Origin of the sequence: Mobilicoccus pelagius NBRC 104925 (assembly GCF_000247995.1) — a bacterium.
Lineage (GTDB): Bacteria > Actinomycetota > Actinomycetes > Actinomycetales > Dermatophilaceae > Mobilicoccus > Mobilicoccus pelagius.
On the sequence record NZ_BAFE01000051.1, the window covers coordinates 41,977 to 57,078 of the forward strand.

The window sequence follows — 15,102 nt, forward strand, 5'->3', positions numbered from 1 at the left end:
GGCCATGAGCGTGTTCCCTCGTGTCCTCGTCGACGAGTCGCACAGCGAGGCGTGGTCGCTCGACCCGCAGGTCGCGGCCCGCATCAACCCCGCACAGCCGGCCGACGCGAGCTACGCGCAGGCCGCCGAGGTGCTGCGTCAGCGCGGCTACGACGTCACCGCCCACACGACGGGTGGGCTCGCCGCGGACGTGCTCGGCGAGGCCGACGTCCTCGTCGTCGCCCACCCCGCGGACACCGGCGCGGAGCGCACGAGCGGTGCCGGCAGCCCCGTCTTCACCGAGGCCGAGCTCGACGCAATCGAGACCTACGTCCGCGGTGGCGGCGGCCTCGTCGTCCTCGGCGAGTGCCAGCAGGGCTCCTACGGCTCGAACCTCCTCGACCTCGTCGGCCGGTTCGGTCTCTCGATCCGCAACACGACGGTCCACGACGGCATCCACCGCTTCAACGGTGTCTCCACGTGGGTCCTCGCCGACCTCGACGACGACGGCAACGGCCGCCGCGGCGGCATCCTCTCCGGCGTCGACGAGGCCTGCTTCTACCGCGCGGGCACGATCGTCGTCGACGACGCCGACAAGGCCGGCGAGGTCACCGTCCTCGCCCGGACCCGCGCGACCGCGGACCCGGCGGGGGAGCCCCTCGCCGTCACCGCCCGGCCGGGGGACGGACGTGTCGTCCTCCTCGCCGACTCCGACCTCTTCGGCGACGACTCCATCGACGACCTCGACCACCGCGCCCTCTGGGCCAACCTCGTCACGTGGGCCGCGGGCGCCGGACGCGGCGGCAGCGACGCCTCCCTCGAGGCCGCGTGGCTCGCCGTCGACCCCCGCTGGCTCGACCTCAAGGCCGCCGTCGAGGAGATCCGCCCGCTGCAGAACAAGGACGGCTCCATCGACGGCGAGACCCACGACCTCGACGCCGCCCGCCGCATCGTCGAACGCATCTGCACCGGCATCGAGGCCCTCGCGCCCGAGTTCCCCCACGACGCCGCCTACCTCACGCAGTGCGTCGCCGATTTCCGTCGCTGGGCCGACGAGGGCTTCGGCGTCCCCGACTTCCTCGACTCCATCCTCGTGTTCGACCCGGCCGCCCACCGCGAGGACGGCCTCGCCCACCTCGTCGTCTTCCCGATGTACACGCAGAACGGCAACCTCGACCGCAACATCGAGGCCGTGCTCGTGAGCGTCTACTGGCCCGACTGGCTGGCCGAGCTCGAGAAGACGTACACGAACAAGGCGTTCCTCTCGATCGATTTCATCGACTTCACCCCCGGCTACGACACCGACTCCGCCGTGCTCTTCCCCGAGACCGTCGCGATGCGTGAGGTGCCGCAGTTCACGTGGGGCGCGATCTTCTCCGACCGCGAGGCCGCCCGCTTCCGTCGCGTCACCGCCGCGGCCGCCGAGCTGCTCTCCCTCGACCTGCCGCCGGACGCCGAGCGACTCCTCCACAGCCAGGAGTACTGCCAGGGCATGTTCGCGATGTGGGACATGATCCACGACCGCACCCACATGCGCGGTGACCTGCCGTTCGACCCGTTCATGATCAAGCAGCGCATGCCGTACTGGATGTACTCCCTCGAGGAGCTCCGCTGCGACCTCAACACGTTCGTCGAGGCCACGAAGCTCGAGAAGGAGGGTCAGCCGTTCGCCAAGGGCGTGCAGTACGGCGTGATCTTCGACCGCATCTTCCGGTTCTCCATCACCGGCGGCCGGGTGCGCAACTACGACGGTCTCGGTGGTCAGCTCCTCTTCGCGTGGCTCCACAAGCACGACGCGCTGCGCTGGACCGACAACCGCCTCACGTTCGACTGGGCCGCGGTGCCCGGAAGCGTGTGCGAGCTCGCCGAGGCCGTCAACACGCTGTACCGCGAAGGCATCGACCGCAGCAAGGTCGCCCACTGGATCGCCTCGTACGACTTCGTCTCCGAGTACGTCGCCCCGCACCCGCGCTCGACGTGGGCCAAGGGTGCCGACGCCCTCCCGCTCGAGGGCAAGCCGAAGGAGCTCGTCGACCTCGTCCTGCCCGACGAGTTCCCCCTCAACGTCTTTTTCGAGGCGCTGAACAAGAAGCTCGGGCCGGTCATCACCTCCACCAAGGGCATCACCGCCGAGAGCGAGAAGCAGTACGCCGCCGAGCACGGGAGCGTCGCATGAGCACCTCGACCGTCGACCTGAGCGGCAAGGTCGTCCTCGTCGCCGGTGCCGCCGGTGCGGCCGGACCTCCCACGCTCGCCCGCCTCGTCGAGGCCGGAGCGACCGTCGTCGCGATCGACAACGATGCGAGCCGCCTCGACCCCGTCGTCGCCACCGCGAACGAGACGCAGGGGGAGGGCCGCGCCCAGGGCGTCGTCGTCGACCTCCTCGAGGAGGGCGCCACGAAGCCCGCGCTCACCGCCGTCCGTGAGGAGCAGGGCCGCATCGACGGTCTGCTCCACCTCGTCGGCGGCTGGCGGGGTGGCAAGGGCATCGTCGAGTCCGACCTCGCCGACTGGGAGCTCATGCAGAACCTCCTCGTGCGCACCCTCCAGCACACGAGCCGGGCCTGCCACGACGCCCTCGTCGAATCCGGCGGGCGACTCGCGATCATCTCGACGCCTCAGGCGCAGACGCCCGGCGCGAAGAACGCGTCCTACGCCGCGGCCAAGGCCGCCGCCGAGACGTGGACCCTCGCCGTTGCCGACTCCTTCGCCGCGGCCGCCAAGGCCGCCGCCGAGGAGGGGCGCGACGCCGAGGACGCGGCGGCCGTCATCGTGCAGATCAAGGCGCTGCTCACCGACGCGATGAAGGAGGAGCGTCCCGACCGCAAGTTCCCCGGCTACAGCCACGTCGACGACGTCGCCGCCGAACTCGTCGGTCTCTTCGCCCTTCCCGCCGCCGACCTCAACGGCACCCGCCGTAGCCTGGCGCCATGATCGAACGCCTCCACGACCCGGCCTTCCGCGGCTTCGCCAGCGACAACTACTCCGGTGTGCTCCCCGAGATCCTCGAGGCGCTCGCCCTCGTCAACGGCGGCCACCAGAAGGCGTACGGCGAGGACGTCTACACGGCCGCCCTCGGCGACCTCGTCACGGAGCAGTTCGGGCCCGACGCGTCGATCTACCCCGTGTTCAACGGCACGGGCGCGAACATCGTCTCCCTCGACCTCGTCACGCCCCGCTGGGGCGCGGTCGTGTGCGCCCGTTCGGCGCACATCAACGTCGACGAGTGCGGCGCGCCGGAGAAGATCGCCGGTCTCAAGCTCCTGCCCGTCGACACCCCCGAGGGCAAGCTCACCCCCGAGCTCGTCGAGCAGGTCGCCTGGGGCTTCGACGACGAGCATCACGCCCAGGCATCCGTCGTGTCGATCACGCAGAGCACCGAGCTCGGCACGCTCTACACGGTCGAGGAGATCCGCGCGCTCGCCGACCATGCGCACTCCCTCGGCATGCGGCTCCACCTCGACGGGGCCCGCCTGTTCATCGGTGCCGCGGCGCTGGGTGTCTCGCTCAAGGAGCTCACGACCGACGCAGGTGTCGACGTGCTCTCCCTCGGCGGGACCAAGCACGGGCTCATGGGGGCCGAGGCCGTCGTCGTGCTCGACCCCGACATCCTCGACCACCCCAAGCGGGCGCTGTTCATCCGCAAGCTCGACGCGCAGCTCAACAGCAAGATGCGCTTCACCTCCGCCCAGCTCATGACGATCCTCTCGGGCGACCTGTGGCGTCGCGGATCGGAGCATGCGATCGCGATGGCGAAGCGTCTTTCCGACGCGGTGCGCGACGTCGACGGCGTCACCGTCACGCGTGAGCCCGAGGCCAACGCCGTGTTCGCGATCCTCCCCGAGGCCGTCACCGAACGCCTGCAGCAGCGGTACCCGTTCTACGTGTGGGACGAGGCCACCGGCGAGGTGCGCTGGATGTGCAGCTTCGACACCACCGAGGACGACGTCGACGCCTTCGCCGCCGCCCTCCGCGAGGAGATGGCCACGGCCTGAGCCCGACCTCGTCGCGCGCCCGTCCCGAGCTCGGGGCGGGCGCGCGGTCGTGTGGGGGGACGTGTGCGGGGATGTGCGGGGAAATCCGAGGGTCCGTACCCACGGTCGTCGGGGCCGGATTTGGGTATCGGTGCTCAGGCGCGGGGCACCCGTCCTTGGTGGGATGAAGTCGTCCACCGGTTCTGACGAGGAGCCCGACATGCCCCCACCCACGACGTCCCCCCACGCGACGGATCCCCTCGGTGTGCTCGTCACCGAGGTCTGCGCACTGCGCCGCCAGTTCGAGGCCGTGAGCGTCGCGCTCGGCGTGCCCCCGGTCACCTGCGACCCCGCCACCGACTCGGAGGTGCCCGACGGGCACCGGCCCGCCGCCGCGCCCGCGGGGGATGCCGCCCGGCGCGTCTCGTCCCTCATCGCCGGTGCGGCATCGACGGATCCCTCGACGCCCGCAGCCCCTCCCGCGGAGCCGTGGGTGCCTCCCACTGCGGCGGTGTCTCCCCGGACCGCGGATCGAACCACGGACGAACCGGCCGACACCGCCGGTACCGAATCGAGCGACGTGTGGCGGCGCACGGCCCCGGCGAAGCGATCGACCCCGGCGCGCCCGGCGGTGATGCCGCGGCCGCGACTGCGCTCGGCATCGGCGTCGGCGTCGGCGTCGGCACACACCCGACCCACGGAGACCCCCGCCCGCCCCGTCGGCGGCGGGGCGTCGGTCTTCACCCCCGCACGTCTCCTCGCGGCAGGTGGGGCGATCGTCACGATCCTCGGCGTCGGGTTCCTCCTCGCCGTCGCGATCGCCGCCGGCCTGTTCGGTCCCGTGCCGCGCGTCCTGTCGCTCGTCGCCCTGTCGGTCGTCCTCGGGGCCGTCGCGACGAAGGTCCGTTCCGGCAACCCCGAGGCGGGCGTGGCGCTCGCGTCCACCTCGGCCGCCGCCGGTTTCGGCGTGGTCGTCGCCGCGACGACCCTCTACCACTGGTTCCCGCCGCTCGTCGGCATCGGCGCCGGTCTCGCGATGTCCGTCGCGGGCGCCGCGGTCGCGCATCGGTGGCGGAGCGAACTCCTCGCGTGCCTCCTCCAGATCGAGGTGTTCGTCGTCCTGCCGATCGTCCTCGTGCCCCTCGACGCCGGGGCCCGGGTCCAGCTCCTCCTCTTCTCCACGCTCGCCTACGCACCCGTCATCCGGCTCGTCCACGAGCACCGGTGGCTCCGGCTCTTCCGCGTCGCGGCCGCGATCCTCCTCGTCGTCGCCCTGGTCGCGCTCCTCACGCTCCCTGCCGTCGCCGACGTGGGCATCGGATGGGCCGGTCTCGCCTCCTCGTGGATGGTCGTGCTTCTCGTCGTCGCCCACGCGGCGCACGTCGACGAACCGGTCGTCACCTCCGCCGGGCTCGTCGCCTCCGTCCTGGCTGCCGCCACGCTGCACGACCGCGTGGACCAGGCCGGCCCCGGGTGGGGTGACGCGCCGCTGACCGTGGCCCTCGCCCTCGTGCTCGGCGTCGCCGCCTGGCGGTACGGGGGTCGCGTGCGGGGCGTCCTCACCATCGGTGCCGCCGTCCACCTCCTCCTCGGGACGGGGTTCCTCGACACCTCGCCCGGGACCGTGACGGCGCTCGTCGCCCTCGAGGCCCTGCTCCTGCTCGCCGCGGCGCGTCGGGGCCGGTCGCCGCACCTCGTCGTCACCTCGGTCGTGTTCACGGCCCTGTCGCTGATCGGCTCGGCGACCCTCGTCCGTCCGGTGAGCGTCGTGTGGGCCGCGTTCGAGGCGGGGAGTGGCACCGCCACCGGCGTCGCGCTCGGTGTCCTCCTCGGCGCCACCGCCGTGCTCCACCTCCGCTCCCGCCGTATCCTCCCGCTTCCGGGCGTGAACGAGTCGACACGCTGCGCGGTCGCCGCGCTTCTCGGCCTCTACGGCGGGAGCATCGCGCTCGTCTCCCTCGGCACGCTGCCGGGCGCGACGTCCACGGGCGTCATGTTCGCGAACGTCGGCGTGACCGTCCTGTGGGTGGTCGGCGCGCTCGCGATGATCCTCACCCCGCGCGTCGGTCTCACTCGGGTCGGGTACGCCGTGCTCGCCCTCGCCGTCGGCAAGCTGTTCCTCGCCGACCTCCACGCCGTGAGCGGCGTCCTGCGCGCCGTCCTCTTCGTGTTCACCGGTTTGGCGCTCATCGCCGCGTCGTCGGGGATGCGGCGGACGACCTCGACCGACCCCGGCCGGTCCGGTGGATCTCCGGTGGAGGCGACGGAGACGCCCGGAACGGTCGGCGAAGGGCCCCCGGCCCAGGACGTGGCTGCGGCGCCCGGCGGTGCGGCCGGGCAGGGCGAGTTCCCGGGTGGCGAGGCGGGCGCGCCGCAGAGGGGCGCCGACGACTGACCCCCTGCCGTGACCTTCGCTGGTCACGGGGACGACGAGAGCCGCCCACCGCGCACGATGCGGGATGGGCGGCTCTCACGCGTGGGCGGCGAGACCGGGGGGATCGGTGCCACCACCCACCTCGGTCAGGAGCGACCGAAGAACGTCTGCGGGACGGTGTGGCGGGGGCCCCACGCCTTCTTCACGGTCGCGCCACGGCCGAGCTCCCAGGCGACCGTGTACCCACGGCCGGCCTTCGCGGAGGAGGGACGCGCGCCGGTGCGGATGTCACCGATCGCCCCCGACGTCTTCGCGTTGATCGCCGCGGCGACCTGGTCGTTCGTCGCCGTCACCGGGACGGTGATCGTGACGAACTGGTAGCGGCTCGCGCCCCCACATCGGACGGTCCTCGCGGTAACGGAGCTTGCCGTCGTCGTCGAAGGCCGCGACGAAGCGGGCCTGACGTGCCGTACGCGGCAGGTAACGGTCGACCTGGAACGTGCGGGTGACCATCTTCGGGCCCTTGCCCGGCTTGGTGGGCTTCACCGGGGCGGGCTTGTCAGGGCGCGTGAGCACCGGCGCGTCGGGCGTGGTGGGCGCGTCGGGACGCGTGAGCTCCGGCTCGTCGGGCGTCGACGGGGCGGGCTTCGGGGTCACCGGCGTCCCGGGAAACGTTCGGCGTCGTCGGCGCCGGGGCCGTCGTCGTGGGCGCAGGCGTGGTGGGCTCGGGCGTCGTCGGCGTCGGAGCCGGAGTGGTCGGCTCGGGCGTCATCGGTGTGGGCTCGGGCTTGGGGGCCTCGACGGTCACCGTCTGCGGTGCGGAGTCGATGTCCTTGTGCTCGGCGACGACACCCGCCTTGTCCGAGATCGTCTCGAAGACGACGAGGGTCTTGCCCGCGGCGGAGGCGGGGACCGGGAGGGTGACCTCGACCGTGCCGTGGGCGGGCGGCGGTGGGCGTGAACGTCACGCGCACGGGCTCGCCGACCACCTCGCCGGCCTTTCCGTCGACCTTCTCCACGAGGATTCCCTCGGCCGTGTACTCCTTGCCCGGGGTGAGGCCGGTGTACGCGATGACGTCCTTGACCGTGCCGCCCGTCGCCGGAAGCACCTTGTCGGAGACGTCGTCGCCGCTGCCGTCACGTGCCGTCGTCGCGGCGGTGGGCACCGCGCCGACCGTGACGGTCTGCGCCTCGTCCGTGATGTCCTCGTGGGTGGCGACCGGGGTGGTGCCGGTGATCTCGAAGAGCTTCTCGAACGCGACGAGGGTCTTCTCCGCATAGCCGGAGGGAATCTTGAAGAACACCTCGACCGCCCCGTCGGCGGCGCTCGGGATGAACGTGGACTCCCCGGTGATCCCGGTGCCCTTGCCCGTCGTGGCGTCGACGAGTTCACCCTCGATGCGGTACTGCTTGCCGGGCACGAGGTTGCGGTAGGTGACGACGTCCGCCACGGTGCCGCCGCGGGAGTCGATGACCTTGTCGCCGTCCGCCTGGTCCTTCGCCGACGTGCCGATCACGGGCGGAGCCGGGTTGACGACCTTGGCCGCCCAGTCGATGTGCGCCGTCGACGTGAACTCCTTGGTCGTCGACTTCGCCGTGATGAGCGCCTGCGTCGAGGTTCGCGGGGTGTCCCACACCATACCGAGCGGCACGCCCGCCGAGGTGGTCTTCGCAGAGAACTGTGCCGTGCCGGCCGCCTGGGTCTCGGGCACCTGCAGGTAGATCTCCGAGCCGTTGCCGAGCGAGGAGAGGTCGAGCGGGTTGCCGGCCTTGTCGACGGCCGTGACACCCTCGGGGATCTGCGAGGCGACGGACACCGTGTCCAAGGTCTTGAGCGTCACCGGTCCGATGATCGAGCCGGCCTCGCCCGCGGCGTGCGAGGGGTCGAACGACAGCGCGGTCGGGCCGGTGATCTTCGTCGCGTTGGCGGCGGCCTCGCGGAGGAGGCACTCGTACACCTTGCGCTGCAAGTAGGAGGCGCGGGCGGTGTCGCTGCGGGAGGCCTCGTAGGCGGTGGGGTTCGCGATGTCGATGCCGTTGGTCAGGTGTCAGACGGCGGCCTGCGTCGCGGCGACGACGAGGGACTCACGGGTGAAGCTCGCGCTCGCGACCAGAGTGGGGTCGACCCCGGCGGACTTGAGGATGTCGTCGGCGGAGACCTGCGGGTAGGACTGGCCGAGCAGCCAGGCGACCTTGGCCTTGTTCATGTTCCAGTAGGGCGCGGAGGCCCGGGACGGCTGGTAGGTGTTCCAGTCGTACGAGAAGTAGCCGCCGTAGGCGTTCACGTCCATGTTGACGGGGACCGTGAGCTCGATGCAGCAGACGTCGGTCTCGTAGGAGCCGTTGCGGTCGGTGTCGAGCTGCATGAGGCCGGTGGTCTCGAGCTGGTTGTCGGCGAGGCGCACCCAGCCCTTCTGGGAAGGGCCGGGTTGAACGCGGCACCGCTGGTGTCGACGGCGTGCGCGGTGCTCCCGCCGGCGGCGAGGAGGCCGGCGGCGAGGCTCATGGTGGCGGCGGTCGCGATGGTGCGGCGCGTGGTCTCCGCGGTGGTCATCAGGTCCCCCTCAGGACTGCCGGGCGGTGTCTGTACCCGGTTCGTGGTGCGTCCGGTGGACGCGCTCCCCGACGGCGGGCCGTTCGGCCCGTCGGTCGCTCCGCGTGGCCCCCCTCGCGGTGGCGACGTCATCACTATCGCCCGTCTTGGACGGCTCTCACACAGTCGTCCGGCTCGAACGGGTGGTCGTGAGCGACAAGGCGCCCCGGCGGTGATGCCGATGGCCGCGCCCTCGTCGCGAACGACGTTGGGACACAGCGCGCGTCGCGCCCACCCCGGGTGTGGGATGGGCGCGACGGTTGTGTCTATGTGGGTGGTCGGAGGGCGTCGGAACGGGCCCCGCGGGGCCTCAGATCGGCGGGGTGAGGGTGGGGCGCTTGGGGTTGAGCCCGTCGCCGGAGGAACGCCCGGTGAGGCGGCGGCCGATCCACGGTCGGAGGTGGGTGCGGGTCCACTCGCGGTCACCGCGGAGACGCTCGGCGCGGGAGAGCATCGGTGCGGGCGGCATGGGGGCGTCGGGGTCGGCGTCGCCGTCGGTGTGGCCGAGTGCGGCGTAGGCGGCGAGCGCGACGCGTCGGTGGCCCTCGGCGTTCATGTGGAGGCGGTCCTCCGACCAGCAGCCCCAGTCCTTGAGGGCGTTCATGCCCCACTGGTCGACGACGGCACAGCCGTGCCGACGTGCGATCGACCAGATGCACGCCGTGTACGTCGCATGACGCCCGCGGACGGCACGGATGACGGGGGCGTCCTTGGGGTCGGTCGACGTGACGAGGAGGACGTCGGCGCCGGTCGCGCGGATCCGCGCGACGGCGTCCTCGAGTTGCGCTGCGAGAGCGCCGATGTCGGCGCGCGGACGGAGGATGTCGTTGCCGCCGCCGACGATGCTCACGAGGTCGGGCTGCAGGGCGAGCGCCGCGTCGAGTTGCCGACCGACGACGTCGTCGAGCTTGCGGCCTCGGATCGCGAGGTTGGCGTACTCGAGCGACCCGCCGCGAGCGACCGCGGACTCGTGGAGCATCGCGGCGAGGCGGTCTGCCCAGCCGCGGAACTCGCCGGGACGCTCGGGGTCGGGGTCGTTCATGCCCTCGGTGAAGGAGTCGCCGATCGCGACGTAGCGGCGCCGGCCCTGCTCGGGCGGGGTGAGGAACTGCATCAGGGGAGACTCCAGTCGATCGAGTCGGCGCCCTGCTTCTGCAGGAGGGTGTTCGCGCGGCTGAACGGGCGGGAGCCGAAGAAGCCGTTGTGTGCCGACAGGGGGGAGGGGTGGGCGCTCTCGACGCGGGGCATGTCGCCGAGCGCCGGTGCGAGGGAACGGGCGTCGCGTCCCCAGAGGATCGCGACCATCGGTTGGCCGCCGGCGTGCGCACGGGCGAGGGCGTCGATCGCGCACGACGTCACCGTCTCCCAGCCCTTGCCGCGGTGACTCGCCGAGGCGCCGGGCCGCACCGTGAGGACACGGTTGAGGAGCATGACGCCCCGATCCGCCCAGGGGGACAGGTCGCCGGTGCTCGGTGTGGGGACGCCGAGGTCGGTGCCCATCTCCTTGTAGATGTTGACGAGGGACTTGGGCACCGGACGCACGTCGGGCGCGACAGAGAACGACAGCCCGACCGCGTGTCCCGGTGTGGGATAGGGGTCCTGGCCGACGATGAGGATGCGCACGGCGTCGAGGGGACGCTCGAACGCGCGGAGGACGTGCTTTCCGGCCGGGAGGTAGGGGCGTCCGGCCTCGAGCTCGGCGCGGAGGAACTCACCCAGGCGGTGGACGTCCTCCTCGACGGGCGCGAGCGCCTCGGCCCAGGACGGATGCACGAGATCGGCGAGCGGCGCAGGCATGGCGCCGACCCTATCGCCGCGCGCTCGGGAGGTCGCGCCGACCTCGCGTCTCGGCGATCGCGGCCGGAGCCCGTCTGCGGAGCGGAGGGTGGCTCGACGAGCACGCGTCGTGCCCACGCGGGTCGTCCCCACGTGGGGCGGGGTGCCCGCTCAGGCCGTGCCGGGCTCCGGGCGCCACTCGTAGGGCGTCGTGGTCGTCACCTCGACGAATCCGGAGCGGGCGAGGATCGGGCGGGAGTAGGGGCTGCAGTCGCTGTGCAGCAGGGTGAAACCGAGATCGAGCGCGTGGCGGGCGCGGGCGGCGGTGAGGGCCCGGTAGATGCCGCGTCTGCGCAGGTCGGCGCGGGTGGCCCCGCCCCACAGGCCCGCGACCTCGGTGCCGGGGACGGGCTCGAGTCGGCCGCACGACACGATCTCGCCGTTCGTCTCGGCGACCCAGAGGCTCATGCCCTCGGGGGCTCCCGCCTCGCGGTCGAGGCGGTGGAGCAGCTCGTTCGCGATGCGGTCCGAGGGCGGGTCGCCGAACACCGCGTCGGCCATCGCGGACATGGCCCGCACGTCGGCTTCATCGGTGACACGACGGATGCTCACGCCGTCGGGCAGGGGCACCTCGACCGCGAGATCTGCAGCGTGGCCGAGCATCACGGACTCGATCTCGTCCGGCACCAACCCGTGGGCAAGGAGGGCGTCGTGGAGTGCGGGCTGCACGGGGTCGTGGCCGCGGGTCTTCCACTCGACGTTCGTCACGTCCGCCCCGGCGAGGAGCGGGGTGAGAACGTCCTCGACGACCCGGGCGACCTCGCTCGCGGGGGCCTGCCAGTCGGGGTCGTGGACGACGAACCCCCGTCCGCTGCCGTACCGGCCGACGAGCACGGGTCCGTGCCGCTCGACCCCTGCGGCGGAGGAGAACTCGCGTTCACCGCGCAGGTCGTGGTCGTAGACGTGGAGAAGGTCAGTGGTGTCGCTCACCGGTTCAGCATGACGGTGGGATCGTGCGGCGTCACCTCGTTTCTCGGCCGCGCGTGGGGGTGGCCGTTCTGCGTCGGGACGTCATCGGCGTGGGGCGCAGGAGCACCACCCGGTCCGCCGGGCTGCGTGCCGCCGTGTCGTGGCAGGTCGACGCAGCCGTGGAAGGTGGCCGGCTCTAGCCTTGGGGCGTGACCTCCGAGCGCGGCTCCTCCCGCACGACCACCTCCACCGGCGCGAACGGTGGCGTCGACGTCTCCGATCTGCGCGACGACGACGGGTACGCGCCGTTGCGCACGTATGCCGCGATCGGCGACGGCCGCACGGTGGCCCTCATCGCGCAGGACGGCGGGATCGACTGGCTGCCGCTGCCCGGCATCGACGGGATCCCCGCGTTCTCCGCGCTTGTCGACGCCCCCCTGGGTGGGCGCCTCACGCTGCGCCCGGTGGAGGACTTCACCACCACGCGGGAGTACGTCGAGGGGACGAACGTGCTGGTCACGACGTTCACGACAGCCTCGGGCGTCGTGCGCGTCACCGACGCCCTCACGACGGGTCTGGCGGGGCGGCTGCCGTGGAGTCAGCTCGCCCGCCGGGTCGACGGCGTACGTGGCAAGGTCGAGATGACGGCCGAGTTCGCGCCCGGCACGGCGTTCCGGTGCGCCTCCCCGTGGGTGCGCGAGACGATCCACGGCCACGTGCTGCGCCTCGGCGGACTCACCCTGGCGGTGCGCGCGGGGGAGGATATCGAGGTCGACGTCCACGACAACCACATCGGCGTCCGGCTCACGCTGTCGAAGGGGTCGCGGCACGTCCTCGGGCTCGTCGCCACGCAGGACGAGCCGCTGTTCCTCGCCCCGCCGGACGACGTCGACCGCGCCGTGGACCGCACGATCGACTCGTGGGAGCGGTGGAGCTCCGAGGTCTCGTGCTCGGGACCGTGGGACGAGGAGGTGCGGCGCAGCATCCTCGCCCTCAAGATGCTCGTCCACGCGCCCACGGGTGCGCTCGTCGCGGCGGCCACGACGTCGTTGCCGGAATGCGCGACGGCGGAGAAGAACTGGGACTACCGGTTCGCGTGGGTGCGTGACACGGCGTACGCGCTCAAGGCGATGTTCCGGTTCGGGCTGCGCGAGGAGACGCACGCAGCGATCAGCTGGATGCTGCGCCGGATCCGGGAGCAGGGGCCCGAGCCGCAGATCTTCTACACCCTCGACGGTGAGAAGCCACCGCCGACCGAGACGATCACCGACGCGCCCGGCTGGCGCGGCATCGGGCCGGTGAAGAACGGCAACGGCGCCGCCGACCAGCTGCAGCTCGGCATCTTCGGCGACCTGTTCACGATCGTGCGGCTCTACGTCGACAACGGGCACGTGCTCGACACGCCCACCGGGCGCGCGCTTGCGGACATCGCCGACCAGGCGTGCGACTGGTGGCGCCGCCCCGACGCGGGCATGTGGGAGTTGCCGCAGACCGAGCACTACACGACCTCGCGGCTCGGGGCGTGGGAGGCGCTCACGAGCGCGGCGCACCTGGCGGAGGCGGGGCAGATTCCCGGCGACGCCGAGCGGTGGAGGGCCGAGGCGGACCGCATCCGCACGTGGGTCGAGGAGAACTGCTGGGACGAGACGCGCAAGACGTACACGTGGTACCCGGGCTCGCAGGGGCTCGACGCGTCGATCCTGCTGCACGCGGTGAGCGGGTTCGACCGCGGCGAACGCATGAGCTCGACCATCGACGCCCTGCGCACGGAGCTCGGCGCCGGCCCGCACCTGTACCGCTACTCCGGCATGCGGGAGGAGGAAGGCGCGTTCGTCGCGTGTTCGTTCTGGATGGTGTCGGCGCTGCACCTGGTCGGCCGCACCGACGAGGCCCGCGCGCTCATGGACGAGCTCGTCGCCACCGTCCCCAACGACGTCGGCATGATGGCCGAGATGATCGACCCCGCCACCGGCGAGTTCTGGGGCAATCTGCCCCAGGCCCTCTCCCACCTGGCGCTCGTCAACGCGGCCATGACGCTCGAATCCGAGGACGGCGGCGCCGAGGGCGCGACCGACTGACGCCGCCCTGCACCGAGGGAACCGGCCCGGGGCGCGAGGTTCGGGCGGCGGGTTCCGCCTCGTCACACGGCCCGGACGTCGAGGAGTTCCTCCAAGCCGGCGAAGTCGCCGGGGTTGCGGGTGTAGAGGGTGGCGTCGTGAGTGTGGGCGGTCGCCGCGATGAGGAGGTCCATGTCGCGGCCGCGCGGGCGGCGGCCCGCCTCGACGACCGCGGCCGCGAGCCGCCCGTAGCTCGCCGCGACGTTCTCGTCGAGGGGGAGCGGGTCGAAGCGACGCTGCAGCACGCTGAGGCGTCGCAGTCGCTCCGCCCGGACCTGAGCGGTCTTCGCGACAAGGACGCCGAAGTGCAATTCGGCGAGGGTGGCGGCGCTGATGGCGAGCGCACCGGGCAGGGGCGCGACGTCGTTCGCGATGACCACGCTGGTGTCGAGGACTCCGCGCTCTGGGAGCGGTCGGTCGGTCACCGTGCTTCCCACGGGTCCGTGAGATCGCCGTCGAGCTGATCCATGTCGGAGGCCCAATCGGGGTCGCCCTGGCCGTTGAAGAGTTCCGCCGCGTCGGACCACGCGCACCAGCGGAGGGGCCGCGCGGGAACGAGGCGCGCGCTGGGGCGTCCCGAGACCGTGATGGTGATCTCCTCACCGTTCTCGACGCGTCGGACGAGGCCCGATGCGTCCTGCCGTAGCTCACGCAGACCTACCGTTGTCATGGATTCAATGTAGCTCTTGTGCTACACGGTGTCTCCTCCGCGCCGCGACCGTTGTCACGCGGCCAAGGGGGTCACCTGACACGTGTGGTGGACGGCGCGGTACGTCTCCCACTCCTCCTCGACGAGGGGGCGGATCCTCATGCCCCCGCCGGGCCGTCGGGGGTGGGGAGGTGGTCGACGACCTCGAACGCGACGCAGACGACCTCTGTGTCGTCGTCGAGAGCGACGGGCGGGTCGCCGAGGGAGGCGACGAATTCCGGGCTGTTCCAGAACTCCTCGTGGGCAGCTCGCCACGCGGTGGCGTCGGCGAATCCTTCGCCCTCGGCGCGGGCGTGGGCCGCAGTGACGTCCGCCATGCGGCACACCTGGACCTCGGTGTTGCGGATGACGCACACGGGCCGCCCCGTCGAGTCGAGGACGGCCTCGAGGTCGCCCGGCTCGGGAAGCCGCTCACCGTCGCGCTCCCACTCGACGACGAGCGACGTGGTCGACGTCTTCGCGGCGAGGAGGATCGCCCCCACGAGCCGATCCCGTAGAGGCCCGGGAAAGGCGTACTCGCCCGCGGGGATCGCGCCCCACCCCGGCACCTCGACGAGTCCGTCGGAAGGCGGGGGAGGCGGCGCGGCATCGGTGGTCATGTCCCGACGGTA

The 15,102-nt window shown here is 72.1% G+C and carries 13 protein-coding genes and 2 pseudogenes; 5 read left to right on the top strand and 10 right to left on the bottom strand.

The genetic code is table 11. The features are described 5' to 3' along the window. The first annotated feature begins 4 nt into the window (after positions 1 to 4). From MOPEL_RS18825 to MOPEL_RS07245, 4 genes are all read left to right on the top strand, one after another. Positions 5 to 2,155: a DUF6421 family protein gene (locus MOPEL_RS18825; protein WP_009482221.1), complete on the top strand. Its 2,151-nt coding sequence runs from the start codon at positions 5 to 7 to the stop codon at positions 2,153 to 2,155. Continuing rightward, positions 2,152 to 2,913 carry an SDR family NAD(P)-dependent oxidoreductase gene (locus MOPEL_RS07235; RefSeq protein WP_009482222.1) on the top strand — a complete coding sequence of 254 codons (762 nt, stop codon included), beginning with the start codon at positions 2,152 to 2,154 and terminating at the stop codon, positions 2,911 to 2,913. Before MOPEL_RS18825 ends, MOPEL_RS07235 begins: the two co-directional genes overlap by 4 nt. Continuing rightward, positions 2,910 to 3,974, top strand: a complete 1,065-nt coding sequence (locus MOPEL_RS07240; protein ID WP_009482223.1) for a threonine aldolase family protein — start codon at positions 2,910 to 2,912, stop codon at positions 3,972 to 3,974. The genes MOPEL_RS07235 and MOPEL_RS07240 overlap by 4 nt, the downstream gene beginning before the upstream one ends. 199 nt (positions 3,975 to 4,173) lie before the next feature. Next, the gene (locus tag MOPEL_RS07245; protein ID WP_009482224.1) at positions 4,174 to 6,348 is read left to right on the top strand and encodes a DUF2339 domain-containing protein; all 2,175 of its coding nucleotides are present in this window, start codon (positions 4,174 to 4,176) and stop codon (positions 6,346 to 6,348) included. A gap of 125 nt (positions 6,349 to 6,473) precedes the next feature. Here the strand turns inward: MOPEL_RS07245 and MOPEL_RS07250 are convergent, their stop codons facing one another. The 7 genes and pseudogenes from MOPEL_RS07250 to MOPEL_RS07280 all read right to left on the bottom strand — a co-directional run bounded on the left by MOPEL_RS07250 (position 6,474) and on the right by MOPEL_RS07280 (position 11,686). Next, positions 6,474 to 6,680 carry a hypothetical protein gene (locus MOPEL_RS07250; protein WP_009482225.1) on the bottom strand — a complete coding sequence of 69 codons (207 nt, stop codon included), beginning with the start codon at positions 6,678 to 6,680 and terminating at the stop codon, positions 6,474 to 6,476. A gap of 206 nt (positions 6,681 to 6,886) precedes the next feature. After that, positions 6,887 to 7,207, bottom strand: a pseudogene (locus tag MOPEL_RS18950) (hypothetical protein); the annotation flags it as partial. A gap of 76 nt (positions 7,208 to 7,283) precedes the next feature. Beyond that, positions 7,284 to 7,967, bottom strand: a pseudogene (locus MOPEL_RS18955) (VaFE repeat-containing surface-anchored protein); the annotation flags it as partial. A gap of 408 nt (positions 7,968 to 8,375) precedes the next feature. After that, positions 8,376 to 8,732 carry a hypothetical protein gene (locus MOPEL_RS07265; RefSeq protein ID WP_009482228.1) on the bottom strand — a complete coding sequence of 119 codons (357 nt, stop codon included), beginning with the start codon at positions 8,730 to 8,732 and terminating at the stop codon, positions 8,376 to 8,378. Between the two features lie 498 nt (positions 8,733 to 9,230). Continuing rightward, positions 9,231 to 10,034: an SGNH/GDSL hydrolase family protein gene (locus MOPEL_RS07270; RefSeq protein WP_009482229.1), complete on the bottom strand. Its 804-nt coding sequence runs from the start codon at positions 10,032 to 10,034 to the stop codon at positions 9,231 to 9,233. After that, a complete protein-coding gene (locus tag MOPEL_RS07275) occupies positions 10,034 to 10,717 on the bottom strand; it encodes a uracil-DNA glycosylase (protein ID WP_009482230.1) in 684 nt (227 codons plus the stop codon). Before MOPEL_RS07275 ends, MOPEL_RS07270 begins: the two co-directional genes overlap by 1 nt. A 150-nt stretch (positions 10,718 to 10,867) precedes the next feature. Beyond that, a complete protein-coding gene (locus tag MOPEL_RS07280; protein WP_009482231.1) occupies positions 10,868 to 11,686 on the bottom strand; it encodes a GNAT family N-acetyltransferase in 819 nt (272 codons plus the stop codon). A 188-nt stretch (positions 11,687 to 11,874) separates the two neighbouring features. On the opposite strand from MOPEL_RS07280, the gene MOPEL_RS07285 reads away from it, so the two are divergent. Next, positions 11,875 to 13,743 (top strand): glycoside hydrolase family 15 protein, encoded by a 1,869-nt coding sequence (locus MOPEL_RS07285; RefSeq protein WP_009482232.1) that lies wholly within the window; start codon positions 11,875 to 11,877, stop codon positions 13,741 to 13,743. Between the two features lie 62 nt (positions 13,744 to 13,805). Here the strand turns inward: MOPEL_RS07285 and MOPEL_RS07290 are convergent, their stop codons facing one another. The 3 genes from MOPEL_RS07290 to MOPEL_RS07300 form a co-directional block, all read right to left on the bottom strand. After that, positions 13,806 to 14,207: a type II toxin-antitoxin system VapC family toxin gene (locus tag MOPEL_RS07290; protein WP_009482233.1), complete on the bottom strand. Its 402-nt coding sequence runs from the start codon at positions 14,205 to 14,207 to the stop codon at positions 13,806 to 13,808. Continuing rightward, positions 14,204 to 14,452: a type II toxin-antitoxin system Phd/YefM family antitoxin gene (locus MOPEL_RS07295; protein ID WP_009482234.1), complete on the bottom strand. Its 249-nt coding sequence runs from the start codon at positions 14,450 to 14,452 to the stop codon at positions 14,204 to 14,206. Before MOPEL_RS07295 ends, MOPEL_RS07290 begins: the two co-directional genes overlap by 4 nt. Before the next feature lie 137 nt (positions 14,453 to 14,589). Continuing rightward, on the bottom strand, positions 14,590 to 15,090 hold the full coding sequence (locus MOPEL_RS07300; RefSeq protein WP_083841783.1) for an ASCH domain-containing protein: 501 nt from the start codon (positions 15,088 to 15,090) through the stop codon (positions 14,590 to 14,592). Positions 15,091 to 15,102 lie beyond the last annotated feature (12 nt).